This is a genomic window from Paenibacillus pinihumi DSM 23905 = JCM 16419, assembly GCF_000422505.1.
Classification (GTDB): domain Bacteria; phylum Bacillota; class Bacilli; order Paenibacillales; family Paenibacillaceae; genus Paenibacillus_D; species Paenibacillus_D pinihumi.
Map to the genome: position 1 here is coordinate 1 of NZ_AULX01000042.1, position 13,937 is coordinate 13,937.

The following is a 13,937-nucleotide window of genomic DNA, read 5'->3' on the forward strand; positions in this document are numbered from 1 at the left end:
TATTGCAATACGGCGAGCTTCGGCAACAGTTATGCGTGAGAATATGGCGGCCGGAATCAACGGGCGTAAGACGATTAATCGCGAAACAATGGTTGAAGTACGTAAGATTATAGGTGACACTACGGATAAAATCGCTATTTCAGCAGGCGGCCGCCGATGGAAGCCGGAAACGTACGTCGATATGGTTACGCGGACCAAAATGGCGGAGGCGCATCGGGAATCGACCGCAAATGAAGCAGTACAGCGCGGAGTATTTTACGGAGTTATTTCGCGACATGGCGCAACGGACGCCTGCTCGCGGTGGGAAGGACGTATCGTGAAGCTTACGATGGAGGCTCCGGGGGATTATCCGTATATCGGCGATCTTCCGAGGCGGGAGATATTTCATCCCAACTGCCGACACGTAATTACCCCGATACGAAATCCGGAGAGTTTGTAGCAATAGCCGAAAGGCTGACCGAACGCATACGTCATTAAACTGCGCGGATACGATAGCCGACGGGCTTTAAACGGCTGGAGGTACACGAATGAGTAACGAAGATATGCAACGTAAATACATGCTTACACTCGATTTGCAGACGTTTTCCGAAGGCGATCCTGATCCGGAACCAACATCGCCCCTTACCGAACCAGAACCGAAACCACTTACGATGACGCAGGCGGAGTTTGACGCGAAGATTGCCGACCGGATCGCACGCGAGCGTAAAAAATACAGCGATTACGACGAGCTGAAATCGAAATTGTCCGAATTTGAGACGGCCGAAGCCGAGCGGCAGAAGGCGGCTATGACGGAGCAGGAACGTGTTCAGGCGGAACTCGCCGCAGCCAAGAAAGCGGCGGAAGAAGCCGAAGGGAAATCGGCGGCAGCGTTGAGGGCCGCTAATGACCGCGTAATCAAAGCGGATTTCAAGCTCGCGGCTGCTTCCGTTAATATCCGACCAGATGCGTTGGAAGATGCGTTTTTGTTGGCGAATAAGGCGGGGATCACGGTTGACGACGAAGGTAACGTTAAGGGCGTGAAAGAGGCGTTGGACGCGTTGGTGGCGGCTAAACCGTACCTTGTCGAAGTAGTTGCGCCGAACAAACCGAAGACGATCGGTGATCCGAATAATCCGGCGCAGGAACATCGGAAGACGTTGGAAGCCCAATTGGAAGACGCGAAGAAACGGAAGGATTTCGGGAAAGTCGTGGAATTATCGAATACAATCGCAAATTTGAAGTAGAGGTCGGCCAAATACGGTCGGCCTTTTCTTATACACAAAAACAGAAATCAAGGGGGAAATAACGAATGCCAGCTTTTACGTATGATTTTAAAGATCAAGTACGCGACCTTGCGGCAGGGATATCACTTATTTTAGAGGATGAGCCAACACTATTGGGGCTTATCGGGATGGATGGGCAGCCTCTTTTTCAGAAAAAATTCGAGTGGATGTCCGATAATCTCAATTCCAACCGTGCGAACGTGGTGGCTGCGGCGGGCGCTTCCGACACTACGCTTAACGTAGCGCCGGGCGACGGTGAGAAATTCCGTGTCAATTCCATTATCATAGCTGGCGAGGAGTACATGCAAGTCACTGCGGTTAATGTCGATGCAATTACGGTAGTTCGTGGTTACGATGATACAACCGCAGCGGCAATTGCAGGGGGCGCGGAACTTCGCATCGTATCCCGCCCACAAGTACAGGGAGCTATGCCAGGTACAGATGAATCTCACGATCGCCAGACTGAGTACAACTACACGCAGATCGGTGAGCGTTACGCATCTATTACTAACACTCAGATGGCGGTACTCACGCATAACGTTACTAACGAACTTGACTATCAAGTACAACTTCGCTTGAAGGAACTGGTACGTGAATTCAACGATTGGCTTATTTATGGGCGTCGTATCGAAGGTAAAAAGGCAATTCCGTCCATGACAGGAGGGCTGCTGTATTTTGCTGATAAAAACGCGTCCGCGAAAAAGAACTTGTCGGGCGGAGAAGTATCGGCCAAGGCGGTCAACGACCTGATGGAGGAAGTTTTCAAGCGCGGAGGGAACGTTAATACAATTTTAACGAACACGGCTGGTGCGCGTCAGATTTCGAAACTCGCAGGAGATACTATCCGTACGAAGCGAGAAGATTCCACAGTCGGACACCGTATTCAGACATTTGTTTCTGATATTGTAAGTGGTAATGAAGCAACTGTTATCGTTGATCCGAATTTCCCATCTAACAAAATTGCGCTGTTTGACCGCGATATCTTGTCCCTGTCCCCTCTGCGAGGCCGTGGTCTGTACGATGAAGACGCGTCTATTCCAGGTGCTGACTTCGTAGCCCGCCAGATCCGCGGCGAGTATGGGGTTACCGTTAAAAATGCGAAGGAAAAGATCGCGATCCTCGAAAATATCAGCACATCGGTATCTTAATCGGAAGACATACGAGGGCTTCGCAGCCCTCTCTTAATTTGATTTACGGAGGTGTAACGATTGGTAACGTATCAAGGACCGTCCCATTACGCGGTTGATATCGAGGGCAAGACGGTGCGGTTTAACTGGTTTGGCGAATACAGCACGGAGGATGCGGTAGAAATCGCGGTACTGGACGGACTCGCTCCGAAATGGATTACGCGGGTTAGCGAGATTAAGAACGTATCGCCTGACGAAAACCCGGAAGAGGTCGTAGAAATTCCGGAAGTACCGGAAGAACAATCAGAAATTGAACCGGAGGAAGCGGAGCCAAAGCTGGAAGCGAAATCGACATCCCGCCGTAAATCCTCCGGTAAATAAGGAGGTAACGGCTTATGGCGGTTAATATTACGGATGCAGATTCGTATATTGCGGAATGGTGTATCGACTCGGAGGATTGGTCGGATAGTGACGAAGCGAGAAAACAACGGATACTAAACGTCGCGTCACGTCACTTGACGACCAAATACTCGAAACTTACGATACCGGACGCCGCCGTGTACGAATTTGGTAACGAATTATCCATCGCATTTAACGATTCTAACCGGTTACAGCAGCAGGGCGTCGCGGCGTTTTCCCTGACCGGCGTCGCATCCATGACGTTTAAGGATTGGGCCAAATCCGGACTTGACGCGTGGATATCCGATACGGTCCTCGATTTGATTTCGGCGGAAAACGGTGGAATATCGCTGTCAAGGCGGGCAATCCGCTGGACCGTGATATAGGAGGTGACGGACAATGCCGATGGGAATTTCGCTGCGACAGCAAGTCACCGTATATCCTCCGGACTCGGACGACCCGAATAACCCGGTTCCCGGTTCCGCTCCATTTACGTTGAGATGCCGGTTTCAGGAAGGCACCGAAGTCGTTACGGACCAGCATGGCCGGGAAGTCGTATCATCCGCGCAGATTTTTCTCGATAAGTTCGCCGATGTGTCCGCGGCATCCGAGTACGAATACGTAGACGAAACGGGAGCAGCACGCAGGTACACGACAGTTACAACGGCGCGGAAACGGTGGCTTAATGGTAAAACGATACTAACGGTGGTGTACGTCAAATGAGCAATGGGATGAGTTTTGATACGAAGGGATTTACGGCAGGGGTTGCGTTAATGCAGCAGCGGGCGGTATCGGCGGCTAAGGACGGAATGCACGATTCAATGGACGATTTGTTACGGAGGTCGCGGGAATTGGCTCCGCTGGATAAAGGGATTCTCCGGATGACGGCATGGTCGGAAGTTACCGAGAAGGACGGCGTGGTAGAAGGCGCAGTCTATTACAGCGCGGTTGAAAAAGACGGGAATGGCCGATTTAACTACGCGCTCCGTACACATGAAATGGGCGAATATAAGAATCCGACCACGCCTGGCACGCAGCCGAAATACCTTGAGCGTCCGTATAAAGAAAACGTCGAGCGGTACCGTGACGAGATTGCCGCCGCGATCCGGAAGGAGTTGACGTAACGCGTGTTTACGATAGCGGAGTTAAAATCAAACGTGGAAGCCGCCGTACCGTACACGTACTATATCAACGAATTTCCGGCGACCGGCGCAGACAATTCGGCTTATGTACGGATCACTGGAGGGTTTGCTCCATCGCAATGGACGCCGCAACTCCGGCCTTCGTTTCAGGTCGTTGTACGTGCTAAGACTACGGTTCAGGCGGAGGCGACGGCACAGGCAATATGGGATACGTATCACCAACGGCGGGCGTTTACTATCGGCAGCCAACGTATTGTAGCGACGTTTGCCGATCAGCCTATTCCGTTATATCTCGGCGTGGACGACAATAGGCGGGCATTGTATAGCGTCAACTTTACGGCGCGATTACTCAACAATTAAATAAACGTAGCTATACGGTCAGCCTTCGGGTTGGCCGTTTTTGTGCTGCGGACAGATAACAAGGGGGAAATAACACATGGCGGTAAACGCGGATAAAATTCAGCTCGGCCCTTGCAAGGTAACATTCGATTTTGGTGGGACTAAGCCGGTTGTGTTTGCGCAGACGCAGGGCGGCGTTGTGCTGACTTACGAAGAGACGACGCGGGACGTACCGGTGGATCAACTAGGATCGACGCCAGCCGACGTAATTATCACAGGCCGCACGGCTTCGATCGCGGTCCCAATCGTAGAGCACGATTTGGAAAAGTTGGCGGCGATTATTCCGGGAGCAAAGTTGGTAGTTGACGGAACCGATCCGACCAAAAAGCGTGTCGACGTAAACGCATTGGTCATTCAGCGGTTGTTTCCTTACGCGAAGAAAGTCAAACTTGAGCCGCTTGATTACAATGCGACCGTCGAGAATACGGTGATTCTCCATAAGGCGGCTCCGCAAACTAATCTCAACTATACGTACAGCTACGATAATGAACTCGTAACAAATACGACATTCCGAGCATTTCCGGACGAGAACGGTTTGTTAATCTCCTTCGGTGATCCTGACGCGGAGGAGTAAGCGAATATTCAACGTAAACAGGCGGCTCTTAACGGGGCCGCTATTTTTGTATCCGAAAGGAGCTAAACACGAAAATGAACGTGATTTCACGATTATTTAATAAATCCGATGCCGACTCGGTAGTCATCGGAGACAAGACGGTCCCCATCCCGAAGCTAACTATCGCTAAATGGCGGCAGCTTTTTGACGTAGTGGAGGCGTTACCTCAAATTGCTATTACGATGCTGGCCGCGCGTGGTTCGGAGCAATTCACGGTTACCGTCGTGGCTGCGTTGCAGATGGCCGCCGACGAAGCAATCCGTATTGTATCGGTACTTACGGAACTTGACGCGGAATATATCGAGCAGCACGCGACGCTTAACGATGTCCTCGAATTCATTCGTTTGACGGCGGAAAAGAACGATTTGGAGTTGACGCTAAAAAACGTCAAAGCCGCTCTCGGCCGGTTCAAAGCGGGTCCGGTTCAGGGCGGCAATCCCGGCAATTAACGCTTGACGAATGGCTAATGGGCGCGGCGGTCCGGTTCGGCGTAAGTCAGATCGTACTCGAAACGGAGTTTTACATGATCGACCTGCCGGAATTGCTCCGGTACAAAGCGGCAGAGACGGCGGAACAGCGGCTGATGGCGTTACAAATCGGGTCAATGAGCCAGTGCACAGATAAAGACGCGTACGGGCGTTTTGTCGATCAATTACGGGCCGATTTAATGACCGGAGACGGAGCGGAGCCTGCCGAACAAGCGGACCGTCTTGACCGGAGTGCGCTCGAAAAGCTACGCGGCAAGCTCGGAAATCGGACGAAAGGAGGTACGTAATAGGTGTCAGCTACGGAAATAGGCGCGATTAAGGCGCGGCTCGAATTGGACGCGGCGAACTTTAGGGCGGGCATGGATCGTGCGAAACAGGATTTAACCGGCGTGGCAGAAAACGCGAAGCAGACGACGGCTGCGTTTAGGAAAATGTCGGAAACTCGGGATAACATCGATAGACTGGCGGCCACTCTCGATAACGTCAATGCTCGGGCAGATATTCAGCGGCGGAAGCTAGCGGAGCTACAACGGCAGTACAAGGAAACGTTTGACGACGGTGCCAAGGCGAAGATTAACGATAAGATCGTCAGTACGGAGGCGGCGTTGCTCTCGCTGACTAAGCAGTCCGACGCGACGGCTTCGAAAATCCACGAGTTGGAAGACAGTTTAAACTCGGCCGGAGACGGATTGGATAAGTTTGATGGCAAAGCTACGTCTGCCGTTACGAAACTTGGCGTAGCTTTTACGGCGTTAACGGCTGCATATGCGGCTGTAATTGCGAAGTCAGTCGAAGCGGCGGCCACTTTCGAACAGTCCATGGCGAAAGTCAAGGCGGTGTCCGGCGCGACGGCTTCGGAGTTTAAACGGCTGCAAGATCAGGCGTTAGAGCTTGGAGCTACGACAGTGTTTACGGCAGGTCAAGCCGCAGATGCTCAGGGATACCTCGCCATTGCTGGTTTTAAAACAAACGAAATCATCGCGGCAATGCCCGGTGTACTCAATCTAGCCGCTGCTGCGCAAATGGACCTCGGACGGACAGCGGATATCGCTTCGAATATTCTTACGGGATTTCAACTTAAAGCGGAAGAAACCGGCCGCGTAACAGATGTAATGGCGAAGGCTTTTACGTCGTCTAATACGAGCATGGAGCAATTGGGTAAAATGCATTGCCCGGTCGCGGGGAAACTTGCGGCATAAACCACTGGGTGAATTCGGTGAACCCTAAATTAATGCGTAGGAGTGAGGTTACTTGCCTAGAAGGAAGACTACGGCAGAGTTTGTTGAGGAGCTGCGTACTCTTACTAACGGCGAGTATGTAGTTTTCGGGGAGTATGTGAACAGTATTGTTAAATTGAAATTTCGACACAACAAATGTGGTAATGAATTTTGGACATCTCCACATACCTTACTTACGTGCTATACAAGGCACAAAGGCGGCTGTTTGAAATGCGGGTTAGAAAGGACCAAACTTGCCCGAAGGCGTTGTCCAGACGATTTCGAACGTCAATTCAAACATAATCTTGGAGAAGAGTATGAGTTGCTCGATCGTTACGTAAATAACAGAACTAAAGTTTCTGTACGGCATACCGTCTGCGGAAACATTTTCAGAGCCACACCAAACAACCTTTTTGATAAAGGTAGTAGGTGTGGTTTTTGTATGCGCAACTCTAAAGGAGAGTTCGCAATTAGGAGTTATTTAACGGATTGCGGCGTACATTTCTCTGAACAGTATCGTAACGATCTTTGTCGTAACGCCAATACCTTACCCTTTGATTTCGCTATCTTTACTCCAGGTGGAGAACTAGCTTTTTTAGTTGAATTTGACGGTGAACAGCATTTTGCAGCAAACGAGTTTTTCGGAGGAGATGCTGGTTTTGCTAGACGACAACTTAACGATTCAATAAAGACACGATTTTGTCTCGAAAGAGGCATTAGATTATTACGCATTCCTTACTGGGACATAGATAACATCCCCGATATCTTGTCCGCTGAACTACGTATTAACAAGGGAATACCGAGCCAAGCCTGTTGAGAAATCGCAGGAAGGTGTAACGACTAGGTGGAGTAACCTACGTCATTTTGATATGGTGAAACGCCCACGAGCGCCCGGCACCGTAACGTAAAGCCGACGGTGAAGAGATAGTCTGAGCTTACGGGAAACCGTAAGAAGCGGAGGATAAAGAGCCTTCGCGATAACAATCTGTATGCTATGAAATATGCCTCACCAATCGCAGCGTCCACCGGAGTCACTATCGAGCAGACAGCGGCAGCTATCGGACGGCTCTCTGACGCCGGTATTCAGGGCGAAATGGCCGGTACGCAGCTCCGCGCGATCCTCCTTCGTTTGATTAAACCAGTCGGCGAGGCGAAGGACGTCATGGATCAGCTCGGGATCAAAACGAAGGACGCGGCAGGAAACATACTGCCATTTACGGATATTATCCGGCAGCTCGAAGTTGCTCTCGGAGGATTAACGCAAGCTGCACAAACGGAGGCCGCGGCCCTTATCGCTGGGACGGAAGCCACTGCCGGATTGCTTACGTTGGTTAACGCGGGCGCGGATAACCTTAACGAATTTGCCGAGCAACTCCGTAATGCAGGCGGGACGGCGGAGCGGATTGCGGAAACGCAGATGGATACGTTTAATGGCGCGGTTACCGAAATGAAATCCGCGTTGGAGGCCGTAGGTATTACGATTGGTAACGACTTTATTCCGATACTTCGGCAGGCGGCGGAGGCAGTTACGCGGGCACTGCTCGGATTTAACGAGATGAGCGACGGGTCGCGTACGTTTATCATTGCGCTTCTCGGCGCTACTGTTGGACTTGGGGCGTTGTCTACAGCAGCCGCGGGAGCGGTAATCGCGTTTAAAGCACTAGCGGTAGCGGGAGTATCGGCGCAGGCAGCGTTAGGGTTCTTCGTCGCACTTCCGGCAGCTATCGGGCTGGTAACAGCCGCATTGATTTCGTATCAAGCTACGACCGCATCGGCAGCGGCAGCACAAGCGGAGTTTAACGCAGAATTAGCGAAAGCCCCGTTCGAGCGTACCGCCGACGATGTCAATACGTTGAAAGGTCGTATCGAAGAGCTGAACGGGTTACTCGAAAAGCAGGCGGACCTCGCTCGGAGGATCGAGGAGGCGCAGCCGGACGGGTTTTGGGCGAAGACTTGGCGAGTAATTGCTGGTAAATCCAGCGAGCTTAAAACGTTGGAAATCCAGTTGATGAAAGTCGAGCAGCAGCTAGGGAATACGTTTGACGTAAAGACTCCGGAGGAAGCGGCGGCGCGGATCGCGGAGCTTAACGGGCAGATTAACGAATCGATTCCGGCTCTACATGAGCTGTTACGGCAAGAGTTGGCGGAGGCTGCCGCTAAACAGGAACAGATTATACAGTCCGAAAAGTTACTAGATCGGTACCGAGAGTTATCGCAGCAAGCGTCACTTACGGCGGACGAAAAGGCCGAGCTTACTCGTACTATTCAGCAACTGTCTGACCACTATCCGGACCTTAATGCCAAGTTGGACGATAACGGACGTCTCATGATTATGAATGAGGGGTATGTTCGTAGTCTTATTAAAGCCGAAAAGGACTCCGTACAAGATACAGTGAACAGTGCTGAGTCACGCACCGAAGCTTGGCGTATTGAAACGGAGAAGAAGCTGGAATACGCGAAGAAGCAGCTTGAAGCCTTACAACGGGTAGCCAAGGCGCAGTCGTTTGATGTTAGCGTTAAGAATCCGTATGGACTTGATGGTGGCGGAGCTTTTGGACTTAGTGACGCCGTAAAGAAAATGCTCGAAGATGACCGGAAGCGTCTTGAGAGCGAAGTTGATACGTACACAAAAGAAATTAACGCATTTGATTTGGACTTGGCGAAAATCCAAAACGGGACTTGGAATGCGGGCGGATCGGGCGGCGGATTAGGTACGGGATCAGGAACGATCAGCACCGGTAAGGATAAAAAGCCCGGAAAAGGGAAAACCGGCGGGGGCAAAAAGGAGAAATCGGCTGAACAGCTTGCGCAGGAAGCGTACCGAGCCTCGTTACAGTACATCGAAAAGATGCGTTTACAGAACCGTATGTCCGAGGAGCAGGAACTCGCGAAACTGGACGAATTGGCGAAGAAGTACGAAAAGTTCGACGGTATCTGGATCGACGTGATAAAGCGCCGTAATCAGTTGTCCGACCAAATGGCAGCCGCAGACAAAAAGCGAGCAGACGACGAGAAGAAGCGGCAGGAGGATTCCGTCAGAACTGCGCAAAAGGCCGCCCGAGACAAATTCGATTCATCAGCGGAGTGGGTTGAGATGGAGACTCGTAAAATGATCGAAAAAGGTGAATCTGAGCGAACGATTGCGGAGGCTCAGTTGGCGGCTTGGACTCGCGTAAGAAATCGATATGCAGATGCTTACGACAAGTATCGGAAAGCTTCGACCGACGCTGAACGTGAGCAATACGCGGCACTCGCCGACTTTTACAAACGAGCAGACAAAGAGATGTTCAATGCGCGGATGAATCTCCGTAAACAGGACGAACAAGCCGCGAAAGCTGCCGCTCAAGCCGCTGAGAAATCTACGAAAGAACTTACGAAGTCTGTTACGGATGCAATCGATAAACAACGGAAGGCCGAGCTGGACGCGCTGGAGGCTCGGAAGCAGGCGACGAAGGACCATTACGACGAGATGCTCCGGATTATCGACGAATTCGAGCGGGGGCGCGACCGTAAGAAGATCGAGGACGAGGCGGAGAAGTACCGCTACGCTACGTCCGAGAAGGGCCGTAAACGTTACGAGGAACTCCAAGAGCAGCTCCGTAAGATGGATATCGAAGATAACAAGCGAGCGTTACAGCAGGAGCGGGACGATAAGCTTGCGGCTATGGATCGGCAAAAAGCGGACATCGACTCGTGGTACGCGGATTTAAAGTCGTCCATTGAGAACTTCAACGGGGACTTCATTTCGATTTATCGATTGACCGAGGACGAGCGGTTTAAATCGTTTGTCGATACCAACGCCAAGATTAAAGCGGAAATGGAGCGGTTTAAGGCTGAAATGGCTGCAATAAACGCCACAACAGGCCCGGCCGATCCGTTGTCACAGTCGACCATCTACCAGATGCAGGCGAACAGTAGCGCCTGGAAGACGGCAGACGCTGCGGGAAAGGCCCGGTTGGAAGCCGAGAATCAGCGACTTGGAGCGCAGATCGGGGCAACGTATAACAACAAGCAGGGCCGCTGGTACAAGGATGGCGTTCCTCTCTACCATACGGGAGGTATTGCGGGTGAGAAGCCGTTTGCTTCCGGAGAAAGATTAATGCCGGATGAGTTGACCGCGATACTCCGCCGGGGCGAGGTCACGCTGACACCGGAACAGATTACGCAGATTGTCGGCGGGAAGGCGGGGGCGGCTGCGGCAGGTAATACGGTGAATATCGGAACTCTCGTCGGTGTGCAAATGGATTCGCCGGTTATTGAAGACAACGTAGACATGAACGCTTATGGGCGCAACGGAGCCGATGCTGTAGCGGAGCTTCTCCGCAAGAGACTAACGGGAGGGGATGGCGGTTGAGAGGTTACGGATTTACGTATAAGGGCCGTCATAGCAGCACAATGGGCGTTAATCTGCTCAACTATACGCCGAACTCTCCGGAGCTTCGGGAGTATGAGGATGAGGTTGATGGCCTCCCCGGCGTAATTGACTACGGGACCGAGTACGGTAAGCGGGCTATTGACGTAACGATGGACCTTACCGTAAATGACGATCAATTTAAAGTACGACAAAGCCAAATATACCAATGGCTCAAGCCAACGCAGGCGGCCGGGATACTCGTTTTTGACGACGTTCCCGACCGCTTTTATTTTGCCAAATTGACGGGACTCCTTCGGCCGGAGCAGATCGGCCAGTACGGGACATTTACGTTCACGTTCAAGTGCACGGACCCGTTCGCATACGGCCCGGAGCGGATTGAGGAGTACGTAATCACCAAATCACCGGACATCAAACGGATAGTTTCGGATGGCACAGAGCCTACGCCGCCGGAAATCATCCTCGTTAATACCGGGACCACTACGGTTCCCAAAATCATTTTGACCAACGAATACCGACTCGAAGGAGGCTAAACGATGATTAGTAACTGGCTCGCCATACAATTGTTAAACGCAACGCTCCGAAATACGGCTTTTACCGCGCCAAGTACAGTTTTTATCGCACTCTATACGTCCAACCCTACGAAAGCGGACACCGGCACCGAAGTAACCGGGGGCGCATACGCAAGGCAGTCCGTAACCATGGCTGCTCCTGCGGTCATTGACGGGAGCCAAACGGTACGAAACAGCGCAGACGTAACCTGGCCCGTAGCTACGGCGAATTGGGGGACGGTGACGCATTTTGGAATACGGACGGCGGCGACCGGGGGCAACCTGCTGTACTTCGCGCCGCTCGAAAACCCCCGCAGCATCCTAAAGGATGACCGGTTTATCATCGGACAGAATAAGGCACTTGTACGATTCATACAGCCCTAATACGTAAGGAGGCGTGACACTTGAACTTAAAACCGATGTATGCAGCGGTACCACTCTCGCCAAGTACGGAGCTTACGGCTGCTATTAACGATACAGTAACGACCATTCCGCTGCTGACCGTGAACAATAAGATCATTCCCGACGCTCCGAATATCGTAACAATCGGTACGGACAGCAACGCAGAGACGATCTATTATACTGGCAAGTCCGGCAACAGTTTGACGGGAGTCACGCGGGGATTTGACGGGACAACAGCTAAGAGTTGGCCTGCTACGTCTAAGATTTCGAGATTCGCGGCGGCCCACGATTTGAACACACTCAAGGAAAACGTCGAAGCTCTCGGTGCTCATGCGACCGAATCCGCCACACTCCAAGCTCATCTCACACGCGGCGTCAACAAGATAGAGACGGACCAACCCAGTCTGTTCGACGGTACGGTATATGGGCGGACGTTGGTTAACTGGGAGCCGGAAGGAAACTTCGAAAAAGACAGCAATAACGATGGTGTTGCGGATGGCTGGATATCAACGTTTGGAAGTGGAGGGCCAGGAATACCGTCCAGGACAAAAGGAAAATTTGGTGATTGGGCACAGAAGCTTATTTTTTCCACATCATCTAACCCCCGGATATATAAGAATCTTAATCTTGATTCAAGCAAAAGGTATTTAGTTACAGCATGGATCAAAGCTAAAGGGAATTCGACTCGTTTCAGGGTAGGAAATGGGTCGCACACTGCTGATACAACATTTGCTAACCTCGCAGTATCGGCGGCAGAAGATTTTGTGTTTTATAATGTTTTACTTCCTGCGAACACACCGAAGATTAACATTACCTTAATGATGCAGGATGCAGGATCAGCAGAAACTGATGAGTTCACCATTGATGGCGTTTTTGTCATCGATATCGGCTCGTCAGAAGTGTCTGAAATTCCGCTGCTTAGTAAAAACGAGTTGGAAATGAGGTACGGAAACTACATCGACGGTATGCAATCCGTCCGGGGAGCGCTGATCGAGCATCCGGGGCGTAACCTTGTTCCCCCTGCCACAAATGTCATAACACAAGCATCATCATCAACTGTTATTGCTTTAGGCACAAACTTAATTGAGTTGACCACGACGGCAGCACATGCCAATGCTTTTATAGTAGTCCCAGTAATTCCAAATCAGCAATATGCTGTGTCTGTTAATTTGGAGGGTGGAACAGATTTTGCTATTTACACTGATTCAAACACTCCTTCCTCCATTGTTGGATACGGAACTACACCAAAGACTTTCAATAGTGGCAACAATAATGCTGTACGCTTTTATATCAGGAATATTGCTGCCAGCACTCGTAGGTTTTCGGATATGATGATCGTCCTTGGCGGATTGGAAAAGCTTCCGCCGTCATTTGTTCCGCGGGAAGACCAGCGGATTATCATTGATGAGGTGCTGCGTAGCCTGCCGAATGGTATAAGGGATCAGGTGGGTATCCTTGATCGAACAGTTACACGGTTTGTCAAAAGCATTCCGCTTGATGCATCTTATACTTGGGCATTTGATACCTCCTACACGGGTTACAAGCGGATTCGGGTAGCGAATGGGAATTTTGGCGGAGTAAATGACACACATATAGCAGCGCGATTTGACGGGAAACCCATCCCTTATACATCAGTGTGGGACAGCGCAGACCAGATAAGGTTAATCAACGATTACATCTATTTGACAGTGGATAACGCTGTGAGTGGATGGATTGACAGCATTAACCCTAGCGGTAATGCTGTGAAAGCACTGCTCAATGGCTGGAGAGCTTCAACTAATAACGGTTCAACATATACCGGGTGGGTGTCTATTCTTGACGGCAGCGCACCGCCAGTTGGTACCGGACCAGAAACATATGTAATTGCAAATAAGGCTCCGGGCTGGACGAGTTACGGTACGTTGCAATACCAGCTCGCCAAGCCAGTAACCGACCCTGCGCGGATTGAGGGTGCAATCAGCCTGT

At 51.2% G+C, this 13,937-nt stretch carries 17 protein-coding genes; all 17 read left to right on the forward strand.

Annotated features, from left to right (window positions below):
* Nucleotides 1–439: phage minor capsid protein (locus tag H583_RS0113665; RefSeq protein WP_028560949.1), on the forward strand; the 439-nt coding region annotated here is incomplete at its 5' end.
* An 88-nt stretch (nt 440–527) separates the two neighbouring features.
* Entirely contained in the window at nt 528–1,223 is a 696-nt protein-coding gene (locus H583_RS0113670) for a phage scaffolding protein (RefSeq protein ID WP_028560950.1), read from the forward strand.
* A gap of 65 nt (nt 1,224–1,288) precedes the next feature.
* On the forward strand, nt 1,289–2,410 hold the full coding sequence (locus H583_RS0113675; RefSeq protein ID WP_028560951.1) for an SU10 major capsid protein: 1,122 nt from the start codon (nt 1,289–1,291) through the stop codon (nt 2,408–2,410).
* A gap of 60 nt (nt 2,411–2,470) precedes the next feature.
* Nucleotides 2,471–2,770: a hypothetical protein gene (locus tag H583_RS37200; protein WP_036709624.1), complete on the forward strand. Its 300-nt coding sequence runs from the start codon at nt 2,471–2,473 to the stop codon at nt 2,768–2,770.
* 14 nt (nt 2,771–2,784) lie between these two features.
* Entirely contained in the window at nt 2,785–3,174 is a 390-nt protein-coding gene (locus tag H583_RS0113685) for a hypothetical protein (protein ID WP_028560952.1), read from the forward strand.
* Between the two features lie 13 nt (nt 3,175–3,187).
* Complete coding sequence (locus H583_RS0113690; RefSeq protein ID WP_028560953.1) at nt 3,188–3,511, forward strand: hypothetical protein; 324 nt, start codon at nt 3,188–3,190, stop codon at nt 3,509–3,511.
* Entirely contained in the window at nt 3,508–3,912 is a 405-nt protein-coding gene (locus H583_RS32900; protein WP_051236444.1) for a hypothetical protein, read from the forward strand. Before H583_RS0113690 ends, H583_RS32900 begins: the two co-directional genes overlap by 4 nt.
* 3 nt (nt 3,913–3,915) lie before the next feature.
* Complete coding sequence (locus H583_RS0113700; protein WP_028560954.1) at nt 3,916–4,290, forward strand: minor capsid protein; 375 nt, start codon at nt 3,916–3,918, stop codon at nt 4,288–4,290.
* Between the two features lie 76 nt (nt 4,291–4,366).
* Nucleotides 4,367–4,903 (forward strand): hypothetical protein, encoded by a 537-nt coding sequence (locus H583_RS32905; RefSeq protein WP_051236410.1) that lies wholly within the window; start codon nt 4,367–4,369, stop codon nt 4,901–4,903.
* A gap of 74 nt (nt 4,904–4,977) precedes the next feature.
* Complete coding sequence (locus tag H583_RS32910) at nt 4,978–5,391, forward strand: hypothetical protein (RefSeq protein ID WP_051236446.1); 414 nt, start codon at nt 4,978–4,980, stop codon at nt 5,389–5,391.
* 17 nt (nt 5,392–5,408) lie between these two features.
* Nucleotides 5,409–5,717, forward strand: coding sequence for a hypothetical protein (locus H583_RS0113715; protein WP_028560955.1), 309 nt, complete (start codon nt 5,409–5,411; stop codon nt 5,715–5,717).
* Between the two features lie 3 nt (nt 5,718–5,720).
* Entirely contained in the window at nt 5,721–6,629 is a 909-nt protein-coding gene (locus H583_RS35335; protein WP_051236452.1) for a phage tail tape measure protein, read from the forward strand.
* Between the two features lie 460 nt (nt 6,630–7,089).
* Nucleotides 7,090–7,464, forward strand: a complete 375-nt coding sequence (locus H583_RS36645; protein WP_154665887.1) for a hypothetical protein — start codon at nt 7,090–7,092, stop codon at nt 7,462–7,464.
* A gap of 177 nt (nt 7,465–7,641) precedes the next feature.
* Nucleotides 7,642–11,001, forward strand: coding sequence for a phage tail tape measure protein (locus H583_RS0113730; RefSeq protein ID WP_028560956.1), 3,360 nt, complete (start codon nt 7,642–7,644; stop codon nt 10,999–11,001).
* A complete protein-coding gene (locus H583_RS0113735) occupies nt 10,998–11,552 on the forward strand; it encodes a distal tail protein Dit (protein ID WP_028560957.1) in 555 nt (184 codons plus the stop codon). Before H583_RS0113730 ends, H583_RS0113735 begins: the two co-directional genes overlap by 4 nt.
* A 3-nt stretch (nt 11,553–11,555) precedes the next feature.
* Nucleotides 11,556–11,954 (forward strand): phage tail fiber protein, encoded by a 399-nt coding sequence (locus H583_RS0113740; RefSeq protein WP_028560958.1) that lies wholly within the window; start codon nt 11,556–11,558, stop codon nt 11,952–11,954.
* 20 nt (nt 11,955–11,974) lie between these two features.
* The coding region (locus H583_RS0113745) for a hypothetical protein (protein ID WP_028560959.1) at nt 11,975–13,937 on the forward strand (1,963 nt) is incomplete at its 3' end.